This window comes from Massilia alkalitolerans DSM 17462 (genome assembly GCF_000427785.1).
Taxonomy (GTDB): domain Bacteria; phylum Pseudomonadota; class Gammaproteobacteria; order Burkholderiales; family Burkholderiaceae_D; genus Telluria; species Telluria alkalitolerans.
The window spans coordinates 32,400-47,587 of record NZ_ATYR01000016.1 but is presented as its reverse complement, the minus strand read 5'-3'; the positions used below and the strand labels follow the sequence as shown (position 1 = coordinate 47,587).

The following is a 15,188-nucleotide window of genomic DNA, read 5'->3' as shown; positions in this document are numbered from 1 at the left end:
CATTATTTTTTCGATTTCAGGGTAAGCCTTCTTATTTACAGCTATCCAATGAAATATCCGGCGGCCAGTATAACTAAGGGGAATGTTTTATTTGGGAAAACTCACCAAAACTAGCGCCCCCCTCTGCTGGAGCGTGCTCTTTGCGCAACATCGACATCCAGATAACGCCAGGTCGTGAATTCAACGGGATGACGTTTGTAGTTTTTCAACCACGGATGGCGCAGATCGCCCGACAAGACCTGGGTCAGCGGCACCCACGGGTTATAGGCGTGGATCAGCTGGTTCATCTCGAAATACAGCTTCTGGCGCGCGGGACCGTCGCTGAGCAGGCGCGCCTGCTCGTAGCGCTGGTTATAGGCGGGCAGGTTGAAACGCGCGTAATTGGCGCGGCCGGCGTTGGGGCCGTACAGCAGCTGGTAGAAGTTGTCGCCGTCGGGGAAGTCGGCAATCCAGTTGCTCTCGAACATCTGGACCGTGCCCAGGCGCGAGGCCTTGATGATCTCGGTCTTCTTGTCCGATTTGAACACGACGCGCAGGCCGATCGCGTTCAGGCACTTGCGCCACAACTCGTCGCGCAGGCGGCCGCCGACCGTGGCCTCGCTGTGCATGGTGAGGGTCAGCGGCTTGCCGTCGGGCGTGCGCCGAAAGCCGTCCGGATCGCGCCGGGTATAGCCGTAGCGGTCCAGCAGCGCATTGGCCAGTGCCGGATCGTAGGGCACCGGACTGCGGTAGTGCGGGTCGTAGCCCAGCACATTGGGCGGCAGCGGCGATTCTGCCTTGATCGCGAAGCCCTTCTTCAGCAGCGCGATGTCCTCGGCATTGTTGTAGGCCATCGAGATCGCGCGGCGCAGCGCCACCTTGTCTTTCCCATACCCGCCGACGGTCGGGTCGTTCATGTTCATCCACATGTAGTAGGTCTGCAGCACCGGGAAGCGCGACAGCACGATGCCGCGCGCAGCCAATTCCGGCTTGAGCTGGCCGTCGCTGACCACCATGTCGGTCATCGACTCCGGAATCTGCTCCAGGTAGTCGTATTCGGCGTTCAGGAAACCCAGCATGCGGCCCTGGAATTCCTCGGCGATGCGCACCTCGACCCGGTCCACGCGCGGCAGGCGCTTGCCCTCGAGGGCGGCGGCGATCGCCTTGTCTTCGGGGTTATCCCCGGGCGTCGCATGGAACACGGCGGTCGAATCGGGATTGGCCAGCAGGACGATCCGGTCGCTGCGCTTCCACTCGCCGACCATGAAGGGGCCGGTGCCGACCGGATGGTTGCCGGCCTGGCCCGGGTAGGCCTCGATCACTTCGCGCGCCACTGCGCTCGATGCGGGCATCGCCAGGTAGAACAGGAAGTTGTTGTCCGGCGCCTTGAGGCGGATGCGCAAGGTATGGCGGTCGAGGGCGCGCAGCTCGGCCACGCCTTCGAAGGTGGCGGCCCAGGGCGACCTGGTGGCTGGATCGCGCAGGCGTCCGATGCTGTAGACGTAGTCCTGGGCGGTCATCTCGCGTTTCACCCGTTTGAAGGCCGGGTCCGGCGTGAAATGGATGCCGGGGCGGATGCGGAAGGTGTAGGTCAGGCCGTCGGCGCTCACCTCGGGCATGGCGGCGGCCGTGTTGGGGCGCAGCTTTGCCGGACGCGCCAGGTAGTCGTAGCGCAGCAGGGGGTCGAACAGGTTTTCCAGCAGCGAGAGGGTGGCGTTGTCCGAGGCCACGGCCGGGTCCAGGCCGGTTTCGCTGGTGGACAGGAACATGCGCAGGACTTTTTCCTGCGCACCCGCGCTACCGGCGCACAGCAGGGAGAACAGGAGGGCGGCGGCGGTCAGGCGAAGTGTCATGGCGAGGGCAATGTCGGCAAGCGGCGGGAACAAACCTGCGTATCATAGCCGCCGCTGCGCGAAAATGGAGCTAAATGGAGCTAAATGGAGCTTATTGCTTCGCCGGCGTGAGCGTGATCTCCTGCACCTTCGGCTCGCGTTCGGGCGTGAGCGTGAAGGCGACGTCTACCCTACCGCGCTCGCCAACGAGCGGAAAACTGCCGCGCAAGGCGTTCTCGGCCTTGATGGGGCCGACCGAGGTGATCTTCCCGATCGGCTCCAGCTTTTCGCGCGCGTGCACGATCCAGTCTTCGCGCGAGCGGTCGAGGAACAGGTTGTCGGCCGCGATCGCGCTTGCCAGCGACGCATCCCACGACTGCACCAGTTGCGCCACTTGCCCATGGCGCGTCGCCAGGATCGGCGATACGGGAGTCGGGCGAGGACCGAGGTCGGCACGCTCGACCAGCATGGCCAGCGCCTTGGCGGTCGGGCCGTACACCGGTCCGTAGCGCAGGTTGGTGAAGGCGAACACGCCCACCCCGTGGTCCGGCGCGAAACGGTACTGGCTGCCGAAGCCCGGCAGGCCGCCCGAATGGCCCGAGCTCACCACGTTGCGGCTGTCGCGCTGCCAGACCAGGCCATGGCTGTAGAAGCTCACGGTCGGATTCGGCGTTGTCATGTCGCTCAGGGTGGCCTTGGTGGACAGACCGGCAAACGCCTGCGGCAGGTGCATTTCGCGCACCGAGGCACGGCGCAGCGGTCCGCGCTCCGGGTCGTTGCGGGCCGGCCAGGCGTCCAGGTGGAAGGCGACGTAGCGCGCAAAGTCGTCCGCCGTCGTGATCAGGCCGCCCATCGCGGCGCCGTCGCCGTCGTGCAGGATGGGCTCCGCCTCCCAGTGGTCGCGGTCCCAGCGGTAGCCCAGCGCCAGCTTGCCGGGCGCGGCCTGCGTATATTCCCAGCGCGTGTTGTGCATGCCCAGCGGCCGCAGGATCTCGCGCGTCACGTAGTCCTGGAAGCGCATGCCCGACACCTTGCTCACCAGCTTGCCCAGCAGGATGTAGCCGAGGTTGCTGTACTCGAAGGTCTGGCCGGGCGCGTTGGAAAACGACAACCCGGCGCCGACCAGCTGCTCGAGCCTGGCGTTCGGGACGGCCATCTGGCGGTCGCCCCAGGGATTGTCCTCGGGCAGCCCGGTGGTCATGGTCATCAGGTGGCGGATCGTCAGCGCGGGCGAGTCGGTCGTCGGCAGCTGGACGCGGCGCACTTCGGGCAGGTATTCAAGGACCGGATCGTCGAGCCGCAGCTTGCCCGCGTCACGCAACTTCAGCGCCGCCATCGCCACGAAGCTCTTGCTCATCGAGGCGATGCGGAACTCGGTCGACCCCGTCACAGGGGTCTTGCGCGCCACGTCGGCCAGGCCGAGCGGGCGCATGTGCACCAGCTTGCCATCGAGGACCACGCCGTACACCAAACCCGGCAGGTGCTCCTTGCCGGCGAGCTCGGTGTACATCTTGTCTATCTCGGGAAGCAGGGCCGCCACGCGTTCGCCCCGGCTCGCGACCGGCGCCTGCGCCTGCGCGCAGGCATGCACGGCGGCGACGCTGCCGACTACGAAAACAAGGCTGCACAGGGTAAGGCGAGAGAAACGATGCATGCTGGGCTTCTCCGGAAGGCACGGTTGTGGAGAAGGATTATGCCCTGATTTTCATGCCATGAAGCAAACAGAAAAGCGGGCAGGCCGGCTCCCCTTATAACTTTTAAACATGGCGCAGGCGCATTCTTTCATCTGCGCAGCTGTTTCCGGGCCTATACTCTCCGCTGCACAATCGTACGATCTCAGCAGCGGTATTCACATGGCACTCAATTACATCTGGACCGGTTTCTTCCTCGTCGGCTTCATCGCGGCACTCGCGCAATGGCTGTTCATGGGCGATACCGAAATCTTCAAGCGCATCATCGACGGCACCTTCTCGTCGGCCAAGATGGCGGTGATGGACATCGCCCTGCCGCTGGCCGGCGTCATGACGCTCTGGCTGGGCATCATGAACGTCGGCGAAAAGGCCGGCGCCATCAACCTGTTCGCCCGCATCATCGCGCCCTTCTTCTCGCGCATCTTCCCCGGCGTGCCGAAGGACCATCCGGCCAACGGCCACATGGTGATGAACTTCTCGGCCAACATGCTCGGCCTGGACAATGCCGCCACCCCCTTCGGCCTGAAGGCCATGGAAAGCCTGCAGACGCTGAACCCGAGCAAGGACGAGGCCAGCGACGCGCAGATCATGTTCCTGGTGATCCAGACCTCGGGCCTGACCATCATCCCGCTGGCGATCATGGCCCAGCGCGCAATTCTCGGGGCCGCGAATCCGGCCGACATCTTCATCCCGACCCTGATCGCGACCTACTGCTCGACCATGACCGGCATCATCGCCGTCAGCCTGCGCCAGCGCATCAACCTGCTGCACCCGGCCGTGTTCGGCTGGATCGGCGGCCTGACCGCCCTCATCGCCCTGCTGGTCTGGTACTTCACCGTCTTCCTCGACAAGTCGCAGATCCAGCTGGTCTCGGTGGTCACCGCCAACCTGATCCTGTTCTCGATCATCGCGGCTTTCATGGTCGGCGCGCTGGCGAAGAAGGTGAACGTGTTCGAAGCCTTCATCGAGGGCGCGAAGGGCGGCATCGAGACCTCGCTGCGGATCATTCCCTACCTGGTCGGCATGCTGGTGGCGATCAGCGTGGTGCGCAACTCGGGCATCCTGGGCCTGATCGTCAGCGGCTTCGCCTGGATCTTCACCGCCCTCGGCCTGCCGACCGACTTCGTCGGCGCGCTGCCGACCGCGCTCATGAAACCGCTGTCGGGCAGCGGCTCGCGCGCCATGATGATCGATGCCATGACCACCTACGGTGTCGACTCCTTCGTGGGCCGCCTGGCCAGCATCCTGCAGGGCGCCGCCGACACCACCTTCTACATCATCGCGCTGTATTTCGGCTCGGTCGGCATCCGCAAGAGCCGCTATGCGATCGGCTACGGCCTGCTGGCCGACCTGGCCGGCGTCATCGGCGCCATCTTCGTCGCCTATCTGTTCTTCGGTTAATCAGGAGTCATCATGCTGCGCCGCCTTACCCTCGCCACCCTCTTCGTTGCCGTTGTCGGCAGCGCCCATGCCCAGCTGCCGGCGCCGGTCGCCCAGGTGCTGGCGCAGCAGGGCCTGCCCGAAGACGCCCTCGGCGTGCTGGTGCTCAAGGGCGACAGCGTGGTGCTCGCGCACCAGGCCGACCGGCCGATGCAGCCGGCATCGACCATGAAGCTGGTGACGACCATGGTCAGCCTGGAGCGCCTCGGCCCCGCCTTCCGCGGCCGCACCGAGCTGCGCACCACGGGCGAGATCGAGAAGGGCGTCCTGCGGGGCAACCTGATCCTGAAGGGCGGCGCCGACGCCGACCTGTCCGGCGAAGACCTGGAAAACATGCTGCGCGCCCTGCACTACCAGGGCATCCGCCGCATTGAGGGCGACCTGGTGCTGGACCGCAGCCTGTGGCAACCGGCGCGCCTTGACGTCGGCATCGCGCCCTTCGACGAGTCGCCCGAGGCCTATTACAACGTGATCCCGGATGCGCTGCTGGTCAACAAGAACATGATCCAGATCGACATGCGCTCGACCAACAAGCGCCTGAAGCTGGAGATGCAGCCGCAACTCGACCGCGTGAGCATCGGCTCCGATATGACGCTCATCGACGCCGACTGCTCGAAGTGGGAAGACGGCTGGAAGCTGCCGGAAGCCGTGCGCCAGAAGGACGGCCGCATCCGGGTGCTCCTGCACGGGACCTTCCCGAAGGACTGCGCACGCAGCTACAGCATCAACGTGCTGGACCGGAACGACTACATCGAGCGCCTGTTCCGCCAGAAGTGGAAGGAGCTGGGCGGGAAGTTCAGCGGCAAGGCGGTCGAGGGCACGGCGCCGCCCGACTCGACCCTGCTGGCCGAGCATACCTCGCGCATGCTGCCGGAGCTGGTCCGCGACACCAACAAGCCCTCGGACAACCTGCTGGCGCGCACCCTGTTCCTCAGCCTGGGCAGCCTGCAGCCGGATCCGGCAGCGGGCAGCTTCGCCCTCCCGGTCAACGGCGAGAGTACCTTCGCGCGGGCCGACGCCGCGGTGCGCGAATGGATGCGCGGCCAGCGCATCGACGATACCGGCTTCGTGATCGAGAACGGTTCGGGTCTGTCGCGCACCGAGCGCATCACGCCGCAGCAGATGGCCTACCTGCTGCAGGCCGGCCTGCGCAGCAACTGGTCGCCCGAGTTCCAGTCCAGCATGCCGATCGCCGGCATCGACGGCACCCTGCGCCGCCGCCTGCAGGGCACCCCGGCGGCGGGACGTGCGCGCCTGAAGACCGGCACGCTGCGCAACGTGGTGGCGCTGGCGGGCTATGTGCCCGATGCGAACGGGGTGCAGAACGTGTTCGTCGCGATCGTCAACAGCGAGCAGGCCGGCAACGGCCGCGGACGCGCGGTGCTCGATGCGCTGGTGGACTGGGTGGCGCGCTCGGGAGCGCAGCCGGCGCCGGCACAGGCGCCGGCCCTGCCCTAGAGCATCCTCAGGGCCGGGGCCGGGGGCTTTGGCGCCAGCTGGTAGGCCCTGCCGCCATACGCATGCGCCGGGGTCGTGATGGTCCAGCCCATGTCCTGGAACAGCGTGATCACGTCGTCCAGCCACAGCGCATTGATCAGGTTATGGTGCAGCAGGGCCACGTGGGGTATGTCGCGTCCCTGCAGGCGCAGGGCCAGCTCGCGGTAGGCCAGCGCACGCTCGCGGACCTGCGCCAGGTAGGCCTGGCGGAACGGTTCGAGGTCCGTCCGCGGATCCTTCGCAAGCGCCTCGAGCAGTTCGCCATTCAGGCGCCAGTCGGCGGTATCCAGCGTGATACGCGCATTGCGGTAGCCGTGCTCGCCCAGGAAGGCGCGCATGCCCTCGCGTTTTTCAGGCGTGGCCCCTTCGCGCAGGTAGGGGAAGCGGAACCATTTCCGGTAGCCGGGCAGCGTGCCGATGACGCGGTCGCAGTCGAGCACTTCCTGCTGGTACTGCGCCAGCGTGACCGCGGGGTCGTCCAGGTCCGGATGGGTCACCGTATGGTTGGCGAGGACATGGCCGGCCAGCCCCCACGCCATCGCCATCGCCATGCCTTCGGGCCGGTTGGTGCCGAAGCCGGCGGTGACGAACAGCGCCGCCTGGACGCCGTGCCTGGCCAGCGCCGCCAGCATCGCGTCGTTGCGGGCCTGGGGCGACAGGAGCGGGGTTGGGGCCAGCGATGGGCCGTCGTCGAAGGTCAGGGCCACCGACTGCGCATGCAGCGGTGAAGCCAGGAGAAAGCAGCTTGCGGCAAGCGCGCCGCACAGGCGGCGTACGTGATCGAAGGCAGGCATGGCAGCGCTCCATTCGGCATCAGTTGGACTAACTTTAGTACTGTCCAGTCTGCTACCTATGAGCCAGCGCAACGGCCCTGCGCGCAAGCCCGCGCCGGTTTCAAAGACCCTGCTGCGCGAGGGCCTCGATCTCGAAGTCGCCGTCGTCCATCAGGCGCAGTCCCAGTTCCGCAGGCTTCAGTCCCAGGCTGCGTCCCATGGCCAGCAACAGGCTGCCGCCGGGGCGTTCCGGCATGAAGCGGTAGACGGGATCTTCATAGGCCTGGGCCGGCGTGGTGATGGTCCAGCCCATGTCCTTGAACTGGCGGATCACGTCGTCCAGCCACATCGCATTGATCAGGTTATGGTGCAGCAGCAGGACCTGCGGGATGTCCCTGCCCTGCAGCCGTTGCCCCAGCTCGCGGTAGGCCAGCGCACGCTGGCGGATGTGCGCCAGGTAGGCCAAGCGGATCGGCTCGACGTTCGCCTGCGGATTCTTCATCAGTACCTCAGTCAGCTTCTCGTTCAGCCGCCAGTCGCTGGTATCGAGCGTGACGTAGCCGTTGCGGTAGCCCTGCTGGCGGAGAAAGGCACGCATGCCGTCGTGCTTTTCCTTGCTGTTCCCTTCGCGCAGGTAGGTGAAGCGGTACCACTTCTGGTAGCCCGGCAGCGCGGCGATGACGCGGTCGCAGTCGAGCACTTCCTGCTGGTACTGGGCGAGCGTGACCTTGTCGCTGTCCAGGTCCGGATGCGTCATGGTGTGGTTGGCGAGCGCGTGGCCGGCCTGGCCCCAGGCGCGCGCCAGCGCCAGGCCTTCCGGGCGGTCGGCGCCGTTCCCGACGGTGACGAACAGCGCGGCCTGGACCTGGTGCCGCGCCAGCGCCGCCAGCATCGCCGCGTTACGGGCCTGCGGTCCCAGGTGTGGGGTAGCGGCCAGGATTGGGCCGTCGTCGAAGGTAAACGCGACCGACTGGGCCTGCAGTTGCGGCGCCAGCACCAGGGCGGCAAGGGCAGCGGCTGCGCCGATCGTGCCACGCAGCCAGCGCGCGGGAAAAACAGAAGACATATGGGACGGCTCCACGCGAAACAGGAATCGGCAATGTAGCCGCCTGCGTGGCTACTGTCCAGCCAGGCCCTGGCGCTTATGCCCCCTGCGTAGGCTGCCCAGCAGCGCCAGTCCGCTTGCGGCCAGACAGGCGCAAAGGGAATAGTGCTATTGATCTTCGTTGCCCTTCTATCTGTCTCAAGCCAACTTCCGCTCGGTACACTCAAGTAAGAATCACCATCTGCTCAACTCGCAACGGAGTGCATCATGGCAATAGATGTGTACCTTCAAATTGAGGGCATCAAGGGTGAATCTACCGACTCAACCCACCCCGGATGGGTCGAGATTACATCAGCACAGTGGGGTGTCCTACAACCAAGGAGTGCCACAGCATCCACGGCTGGCGGACATACAGCCGAGCGGTGCGAGCATAAGAGCATCGCACTGACAAAAGTTGCCGATCTCGCCTCTCCAATTCTCATGCAGAACTGTTCCTCCGGGAGGACGTTTCCAAAAGCCAAGTTGGAGTTCATGCGGGCCGACGGTGATGGCAACCGAATCAAATATTACGAAGTCGAGCTTTCTAATGTCCTCATCGGCAGCATGGATCAGGTAGCCTACGAGGGTAGCGGCTTGCACGACTCATTCACGCTGAAATTTAGCAAAGTGAAATGGACGTATACCCAGCAGAAGATATCCGGCGGCTCGGGTGGCAATACCTACGGTGGTTGGGACTTGTCCAACAACCGGATTTCTTGCTGATCGGCGCTGCCATGCCAGATGTCCCACCGCAAGATTCACGCGGCTTGTTCATGTTGCCGCAGGCCCCAGAGCAAGCTGGGTATTACGTTTATGGCACCCCGACACATGGCAAGGCCCAGTACGCTCATCCAAGTATGCTGACATTGCTCCTCGCTGTGGAAAGGGAATGGGCACGCACAGAAGTCCGCAAATTCGGCGTCGGTAACATTAGCGTTGATGGAGGAGCCTACTTTGGCCACAAATCGCACCGCAAGGGACTGGAAGTGGATTGCCGCCCTTTGCGAAAGGATGGGCGACATGTGCCAGTTACTTACGACAGCCCGGACTATGACCTGACCGCAACGACCAAACTGATTGGGCTGTTCCGTGCTTGCGCAGCCGCCCCGCTAGTCATTTTCTTCAATGACGTGCGAATTCCCGGCACGCGTCGGCTGAAAAAGCACGACGATCATTTTCATGTTCAATTCTGAATTTCACCGATGAAGACAACGAAACTGGTAATCGTCACAGCAACGGCTCTGCTCTCTTTGGCTGCTGTCGCTGCTCAGCAAGCATGGGATGGCACCTACTCTTCCTACACGGTGCATTACCTCATGTATTCCGGCTCCCTTAGCGAGAAACAGCCCCCTACACGGACTGACAAGCGGCTTTCGTTTGCTGTTCAGGGACAGCTTGCGAAGGACATGTTTGACGCCATCGGACCTGACCTGAAACTAGCCTGCGGAACGACCTTGGGCATGCGTCAGCGAGAACGGGGTGATGTGGCCTGCTCTTATGACAAGGATGATGCGAAGTCTCCGTACACCTGTCACTTCGGACTGGACCTTCGGAAGGGCAAGAGTATAGAGGGCGCTACTTGCTGATGATTGCGTCCTCCGGCACCGTTCTCCCTTCGGAATGAGGATGCCAGACCAAGGGGACAACGCGCTCACGTGGCCGCCTGTAGCCGCCGCGCTACAGGCAGAAAAAAACGGTCAGAGCACGCGGCGGTAGGTGGCGCGCACCAGTTCGCGGTCGCCGCAGTCGAAATGCCACCATTCGGTGTTGATGCCGAAGAAGCCCGCCTCCAGCATGCCCTCGCGCAGCAGGCGGCGGTTGGCCACCTGTTCGTCGGTAAGCTCGCCGGTGATCAGGAAGCCTTCTTCCAGCGCCGGGTGCGACAAATTGGTCATGTCGTCGAAGCCGGTGCCCATGTCGAGCTCGCGCCCCTGTTCGTCGAGCAGGGTGATGTCGAGCGCCATGCCGTAGGAGTGGATCGAGCCGCGCGCCGGGTTGGCCAGGTACATCTGCAGGCCGGTGTCCTCGAGCGCGTCCCACAGCTGCTGCTGCACGCGCTGCGGGCGCAGGGCGTCGAGCACCAGGGCGGTATATCCGGGACGGCGCTGCTTCAGCCAGGCCACGACCTTCTCCAGCGCCGCGGCGGCGTCGCGGTGCAGCCAGGCGCAATCGAAAGGCGAATACAAGTCACGTCCGACGAAGTTGTTGGGCGTGGCGTAGCGCAGGTCGATCGCGATCCCGTCGATGCTGGTGAGATGGCGGAATTCAGGGCTGCCGGCGATATCCTCGCTGGCCACGGTCAGGGTCATGCACAGCCTTTTTCGAGACAGGCGCGCGCGGTCGCGCCGATACAGTTGGCCAGCTCCCGCGCCCCATGCGACAAGGGGGAATGGCTGGCGCTCAGGAGATACAGGTGCACCGACATCGCCGGCGCCCACTGGCGGCACTGCACCCTGGCCGGGTCGGCCGAGGCCGCGGTGAAGGGGTCGAGCACGGCCAGGCCGGCGCCGGCTTCCACCAGCGAACGGGCGATCTGGTAGGTCTGCACCACGGTGTGGTAGACCGGCTGCACGCCCTGGGCTTCGCAGGCCGCGACCACGATCTCGCCCAGCGGGTCGCCGTCGTTCAGGCCGATCAGCTCACCGCTCAAGCCTTCGACGCCGAAGGGCCTGGACAGTTCTTCCTCGCTCCAGGTGCCGCGCGGCGCCATCACGGTGAGATAGCCGTGGGCGATCGGTTCGGCCACGATGCCGGGGTGGCGCGGGTCCTGCAGCGACAGCGCCAGGTCGGCTTCGCCCAGGCGCAGCGCGTTCACGATCTCGCTGGTGTGGTGGGTGGACAGCTCGCAGCGCGCCTGCGGGAAGTCGCGGCGCCACACCGTCATCGCCTGCGGCAGGACGCTGATCGCGATGGTGGGCGTGGAGACCAGGCGCACGGTTTCCACCGCGCGGCTCTTCAGGCTGGCGGCCAGGCGGCGGATGCCCTGCAGGTCGCGGTTCAGCTTCTCGGTTTCGGCGAACAGGCGGTGCGCTTCCGGCTTCGGATACAGCTTGCCGCGCACCCGCTCGAACAGCGGCATGCCCAGCTGCAGCTCAGCGTGCTGCAGGACCTTCGTCACCGCCGGCTGCGAGATGTGGAGAACCTGGGCGGCACCGCTGATGGTACCGACCTGCATGATGGCGTGGAAAACTTCGATATGGCGCAGGCGCATCGCTTCATCCTTCTATAGAGGCTTCGCGCGCAAGGCGCGGATTTTCCGAAGGATACAGGGAAAACGTGGCCACGGCGACCGTCACGGCGTGTTCACAACAGCTGGGCTGGCCGGTGCGGCCGGTGCCGCCGGCGTGGCCGGTGCAGCCGGCGCCGGGATGGGCGGGGTGGCCGGCGTCGGCACCGGCGCCGGGACGGCCGGTGTCGGCACAGGCACCGGCGCGGCCGGGGCAGGCGCGGTTTCAGGCACCACCGGGGCCGGCGGCGTCGCCGGCGGCAGCATCGGCACCGGCGAGGTGATCACCGGCGGCGGCAGGATTACCGGCAGCGGCGCATTGGCCGCCGTGGTCAGGACCTCGAGCAGGGCCGCGGTTTCCGCGTCCGGATTGCCGACGAAGTCCGCCGGGCGGTATTTCATCTGGAAGGCCTGCAGCACGGTGCGGGTCTGCTGGTCGAGCACCCCGGTCTGCTGGATCGCGAAGCCGTGGGTGGCCAGCTTGCGCTGGAACCAGAACACGTCCGGCAGGGTAGCGTCGAAGATCGGGCGCACCAGGGCGACGCGGTTCGCGTCCGGCCACTGCACCAGGCCTTCCTGGGCCAGGCGCGCCCACGGGAACAGCGGACCCGGGTCCTGCTTGCGCTGCGGCGCGATGTCACTGTGGCCCAGCACGTTCTCGGGCGCGATGCCGTGGCGCTGCACGATGTCCTTCAGCAGCGGGATGAGGACATCCATCTGGGATTGCGGGAAGGGATAGAACAGGCGGCCGCCGTCGGGCGTGGCGGTCCAGCCGGGATTGACGATCTCGATGCCGATCGAGCTGTTGTTCAGCTGCGTGTAATTCTTCCAGCTCGAGTTGCCGGCATGGTAAGCGCTGCGGTTCTCGTCGACCAGGCGGTAGATGATCGGCTGGGCATGGTTCGTGACCAGGTAGTGGGAGCTCACCTGCTGCTCGGTCAGGATCTTGATCGAGGTCGGGTTGTCCGACACCGTGTAGTGAAGCACCAGGAAGCGCGCGCGGCTCGACTGGCCCTTGGCGGTGTAGGTGGTATCGATCTTCGGGCCGTTTGGCGCGACCGGCGCGGTGGTACAGCCGGCCAGCACGGAAAGAATGATCGGAACGGCGAGAAGGTTCAGGTGTTTCATCGGCGTGGAATCCTGGTGGTTTGCATCTAGTGGGATGGCCCAGCGGCCAGGCGTGCGGCCGCGTAATGGGCGCGCATGCCGGTCTGGCTCAGTATGGTATCGGGCGGCAGCGCCGCGCGCATGGTTTCGACGATCGCCGGGTGCAGTTCGGCGGCGCGGCCGGCCAGGGCCACCGGGCGCGGGCCGAAACGGTTCACCAGCGCCTGCGCCAGCCGTGCCAGTTCGCGGCCCGCTTCGCGCAGGATGGCGGCCGCCGCCGGGTCGCGCTCGGCGGTGGCGGCGACCGCGATCGCCAGCTTGCCGACCTCGCCGCGCTCGCGGCCATAGATGAACTGGCGCGAGAACGACCAGTCCGAGCCGCCCACGTGCTGGAACACGGCGTGCGCCATCGGCGAGGATTCCCAGGCGCCGGGGCGCTCGTCCTCGATGCGCCAGATGTGGCGCAGCGCCTCGCGGGCGATCCAGAAGCCGCCGCCGCCGTCGTCCAGCACCACCCCGCGTCCGCCGGCGCGGTGGAAGCCCCCGCCTGCATCGATGAAGGCGCCGATCGAGCCGGTGCCGGAATAGACGAGGTAACCCTCGCCCGGCTTGAAGCTGGCGAGGTAGGCGATTTCGATGTCATTGCTCAGCACGACGGCCTTCGGGTCCAGGCCGAGCAGCGCGCCCAGGCTTTGCTGCAGGGGGCCGCCGTCACCGCCGAAACCGGTCACGCCGGCGCGCACCGCCACCGGGCGGCCATGCGACAGCACCGCCTGCGCGATGGCGCCGAAGGTCGCCTGCACGGTCTCGCGCCCTTCGAGGCTGCCCATCTGCAGGGCCGACAGGCCCCCGGCCGTGCCTTCGGCGACGATGCGCCCGCCCGGCGCCGCGAGGGCCCAGCGGGTCTGGGTGCCGCCGGCATCGATGCCGAGGCCCAGATTGTCTTGCGATTCGTGAGGGTGCATGGCCTGCGAGTGTTCCATATTACGAGGGCTTGCGCCAGGCCTGCACGCGTGCGCCTTCCTTGCCGAGGCGGTTCACCGCGCTCACGAACACCAGGTCGGCTGCGCCCAGTTTGGCGTCGTCCGGCACGGTCCAGTCGACGCGCGCGGCCGGCGCTACCGAGAAGCGCCACTCGCCGCCATGGCGGGCCCAGATCGCGTACAGCATGTTGGCGCTGCCGGCCTTGAGCCGCAATTGCACGCCATCCTTGCCGCGCTTGGCCGAAACCTGCGGGGTCCCGGGGGCTTCGCTGGCCAGCCAGGGCGTGGCCGGCACCAGCGCCTGGCCCTGGTAAGTCGTCGCGCGCAGCTGGTCGCTGATGCCCTTGCGGTTCTGGGTCAGGGCCACCATGCTGAAGTGCACATGGCCGGTCGACAACGGACGCTGGCGGGTCAGCGCAATCTGGTCCAGGACCTCTTTCGGCTCGTAGTTCAGGGTCGGCGCCGCCGCGCCGATGCGGCTGGTGAACAGGCCCGGCCACATGTGGCGGTTCTGCGGGTTCTGCGAGATCCAGTAGTCGAGCAGCACCGGGTAGGACTGGGCGGTCTGGGCGATCGACCAGTACAGCTGGGGCACGAAATAGTCGAGCCAGCCCTTCTCCAGCCACAGCTCGGCATCCGCGTACAGCTTGTCGTACTGCGAGAAGCCGGAAATGCCCGGCGGGCGGCGGTCCGGGCGTCCCATGCCGAATGGGCTGATGCCGAAGCGCACCCAGCTCTTTTCCTTGTGGATGCCCTTGTACATGGCCTCGATCAGGCGGTTGACGTTGTCGCGGCGCCAGGACGGGCGATCGAGCTTGCCGCCGCGCGCGAGGTAGCGCTCCCAGGCCGGGCCGTCGGGGAAGTCGAGTTCCTTCGTCGCCGGCTTGCCATTGCCGTCCAGCGCCTGGGCGTTGCCCGCCACTTCCGGCGCCGCGATCGGGTAGGGATAGAAGTAGTCGTCGATGTGCACGCCGTCGATGTCGTAGCGGCGCACCACGTCGAGGATCACGTCCATGGTCTGCTTCGAGGCTGCTTCTTCGCCCGGGTCCATCCACATGAACTTCCCGTAGCGCTTGACCGCGGACGGAATGGTGTTGGTGATGTGGTTCGGCGCGCTAGGGGAGCGTGCGTTGTCGTGGCGCGCGCGATAGGGGTTGAACCAGGCGTGCAGCTCGAGGCCGCGCGCGTGCGCTTCCTTGATCCAGAACGCGAGCGGGTCGTACCACGGCATCGGAGGCTTGCCCTGGGCACCGGTCAGGTATTCGGTCCAGGGTTCGATCTTCGACGGATAGATCGCATCGGCCGCCGGACGCACCTGCAGCACGATGGCGTTCAGGTTGAGCGCGACCGCACGCTCCAGGATGGCGATCGCCTCGGCCTGCTGCTGCACGGCCGGCAAGCCAGGTTTACTCGGCCAGTCGATGTTGGCCACCGTGGACACCCAGGCGGCGCGGAATTCGCGCGGGGCCGGCGGCGGAATGTCGGCGCCGCCGCCTTCGGGAACGGTCGGCTGCGTGGTGCAGGCGGTGAGGAAACCGCCCATGGTCAGCGCACCAGCCATGCCTGCCATGCCGGC

13 protein-coding genes and 1 pseudogene are annotated in these 15,188 nt (G+C 66.0%); 5 read left to right on the top strand and 9 right to left on the bottom strand.

Annotated features, from left to right (window positions below; all coding sequences use genetic code 11):
* Positions 1 to 110 precede the first annotated feature (110 nt).
* Positions 111 to 1,832, bottom strand: coding sequence for an ABC transporter substrate-binding protein (locus tag YWC_RS0116785; protein WP_027866418.1), 1,722 nt, complete (start codon positions 1,830 to 1,832; stop codon positions 111 to 113).
* A gap of 91 nt (positions 1,833 to 1,923) precedes the next feature.
* A complete protein-coding gene (locus tag YWC_RS0116780) occupies positions 1,924 to 3,465 on the bottom strand; it encodes a serine hydrolase domain-containing protein (protein WP_027866417.1) in 1,542 nt (513 codons plus the stop codon).
* A gap of 199 nt (positions 3,466 to 3,664) precedes the next feature.
* Here YWC_RS0116780 and YWC_RS0116775 point away from each other — a divergent pair, with 199 nt between their 5' ends.
* On the top strand, positions 3,665 to 4,903 hold the full coding sequence (locus YWC_RS0116775) for a spore maturation protein (protein ID WP_027866416.1): 1,239 nt from the start codon (positions 3,665 to 3,667) through the stop codon (positions 4,901 to 4,903).
* A gap of 12 nt (positions 4,904 to 4,915) precedes the next feature.
* Positions 4,916 to 6,400 (top strand): D-alanyl-D-alanine carboxypeptidase/D-alanyl-D-alanine endopeptidase, encoded by a 1,485-nt coding sequence (gene dacB, locus YWC_RS0116770; RefSeq protein ID WP_027866415.1) that lies wholly within the window; start codon positions 4,916 to 4,918, stop codon positions 6,398 to 6,400.
* On the opposite strand, the gene YWC_RS29810 is transcribed toward dacB, so the two are convergent.
* Both YWC_RS29810 and YWC_RS0116760 read right to left on the bottom strand, forming a co-directional pair.
* Positions 6,397 to 7,233 (bottom strand): polysaccharide deacetylase family protein, encoded by an 837-nt coding sequence (locus YWC_RS29810; protein WP_051306521.1) that lies wholly within the window; start codon positions 7,231 to 7,233, stop codon positions 6,397 to 6,399. The two genes, dacB and YWC_RS29810, sit on opposite strands and share 4 nt — an antisense overlap.
* Before the next feature lie 100 nt (positions 7,234 to 7,333).
* Complete coding sequence (locus YWC_RS0116760; protein ID WP_027866414.1) at positions 7,334 to 8,278, bottom strand: polysaccharide deacetylase family protein; 945 nt, start codon at positions 8,276 to 8,278, stop codon at positions 7,334 to 7,336.
* A gap of 246 nt (positions 8,279 to 8,524) precedes the next feature.
* On the opposite strand from YWC_RS0116760, the gene YWC_RS0116755 reads away from it, so the two are divergent.
* The 3 genes from YWC_RS0116755 to YWC_RS33575 are packed head-to-tail and all read left to right on the top strand — an operon-like array spanning position 8,525 to position 9,882.
* On the top strand, positions 8,525 to 9,019 hold the full coding sequence (locus YWC_RS0116755; RefSeq protein ID WP_027866413.1) for an Hcp family type VI secretion system effector: 495 nt from the start codon (positions 8,525 to 8,527) through the stop codon (positions 9,017 to 9,019).
* Positions 9,013 to 9,489 (top strand): penicillin-insensitive murein endopeptidase, encoded by a 477-nt coding sequence (locus YWC_RS32885; protein WP_169728129.1) that lies wholly within the window; start codon positions 9,013 to 9,015, stop codon positions 9,487 to 9,489. The genes YWC_RS0116755 and YWC_RS32885 overlap by 7 nt, the downstream gene beginning before the upstream one ends.
* A gap of 9 nt (positions 9,490 to 9,498) precedes the next feature.
* The gene (locus tag YWC_RS33575; RefSeq protein WP_036214789.1) at positions 9,499 to 9,882 is read left to right on the top strand and encodes a hypothetical protein; all 384 of its coding nucleotides are present in this window, start codon (positions 9,499 to 9,501) and stop codon (positions 9,880 to 9,882) included.
* A gap of 111 nt (positions 9,883 to 9,993) precedes the next feature.
* Here the strand turns inward: YWC_RS33575 and YWC_RS0116745 are convergent, their stop codons facing one another.
* From YWC_RS0116745 to YWC_RS0116725, 5 genes and pseudogenes are all read right to left on the bottom strand, one after another.
* Complete coding sequence (locus YWC_RS0116745; RefSeq protein ID WP_027866411.1) at positions 9,994 to 10,605, bottom strand: M15 family metallopeptidase; 612 nt, start codon at positions 10,603 to 10,605, stop codon at positions 9,994 to 9,996.
* Positions 10,602 to 11,507 (bottom strand): LysR family transcriptional regulator, encoded by a 906-nt coding sequence (locus YWC_RS0116740; protein ID WP_027866410.1) that lies wholly within the window; start codon positions 11,505 to 11,507, stop codon positions 10,602 to 10,604. Before YWC_RS0116740 ends, YWC_RS0116745 begins: the two co-directional genes overlap by 4 nt.
* 348 nt (positions 11,508 to 11,855) lie before the next feature.
* Positions 11,856 to 12,650 (bottom strand): annotated as a pseudogene (locus YWC_RS29805) (N-acetylmuramoyl-L-alanine amidase); the annotation flags it as partial.
* A gap of 26 nt (positions 12,651 to 12,676) precedes the next feature.
* A complete protein-coding gene (locus YWC_RS0116730) occupies positions 12,677 to 13,594 on the bottom strand; it encodes an N-acetylglucosamine kinase (protein WP_036214835.1) in 918 nt (305 codons plus the stop codon).
* Positions 13,595 to 13,613: 19 nt separating this feature from the next.
* Positions 13,614 to 15,182, bottom strand: a complete 1,569-nt coding sequence (locus tag YWC_RS0116725; RefSeq protein ID WP_051306529.1) for a glycoside hydrolase family 10-like protein — start codon at positions 15,180 to 15,182, stop codon at positions 13,614 to 13,616.
* Between the last annotated feature and the right edge of the window lie 6 nt (positions 15,183 to 15,188).

Bases quoted from the DNA above. Each gene is read 5' to 3' on its own strand.
- YWC_RS0116785 (WP_027866418.1), bottom strand. From the start codon at position 1,832: ATGACACTTCGCCTGACCGCCGCCGCCCTCCTGTTCTCCCTGCTGTGC.
- YWC_RS0116780 (WP_027866417.1), bottom strand. From the start codon at position 3,465: ATGCATCGTTTCTCTCGCCTTACCCTGTGCAGCCTTGTTTTCGTAGTC.
- YWC_RS0116775 (WP_027866416.1), top strand. From the start codon at position 3,665: ATGGCACTCAATTACATCTGGACCGGTTTCTTCCTCGTCGGCTTCATC.
- dacB (WP_027866415.1), top strand. From the start codon at position 4,916: ATGCTGCGCCGCCTTACCCTCGCCACCCTCTTCGTTGCCGTTGTCGGC.
- YWC_RS29810 (WP_051306521.1), bottom strand. From the start codon at position 7,233: ATGCCTGCCTTCGATCACGTACGCCGCCTGTGCGGCGCGCTTGCCGCA.
- YWC_RS0116760 (WP_027866414.1), bottom strand. From the start codon at position 8,278: ATGTCTTCTGTTTTTCCCGCGCGCTGGCTGCGTGGCACGATCGGCGCA.
- YWC_RS0116755 (WP_027866413.1), top strand. From the start codon at position 8,525: ATGGCAATAGATGTGTACCTTCAAATTGAGGGCATCAAGGGTGAATCT.
- YWC_RS33575 (WP_036214789.1), top strand. From the start codon at position 9,499: ATGAAGACAACGAAACTGGTAATCGTCACAGCAACGGCTCTGCTCTCT.
- YWC_RS0116745 (WP_027866411.1), bottom strand. From the start codon at position 10,605: ATGACCCTGACCGTGGCCAGCGAGGATATCGCCGGCAGCCCTGAATTC.
- YWC_RS0116740 (WP_027866410.1), bottom strand. From the start codon at position 11,507: ATGCGCCTGCGCCATATCGAAGTTTTCCACGCCATCATGCAGGTCGGT.
- YWC_RS0116730 (WP_036214835.1), bottom strand. From the start codon at position 13,594: ATGCACCCTCACGAATCGCAAGACAATCTGGGCCTCGGCATCGATGCC.
- YWC_RS0116725 (WP_051306529.1), bottom strand. From the start codon at position 15,182: ATGGCAGGCATGGCTGGTGCGCTGACCATGGGCGGTTTCCTCACCGCC.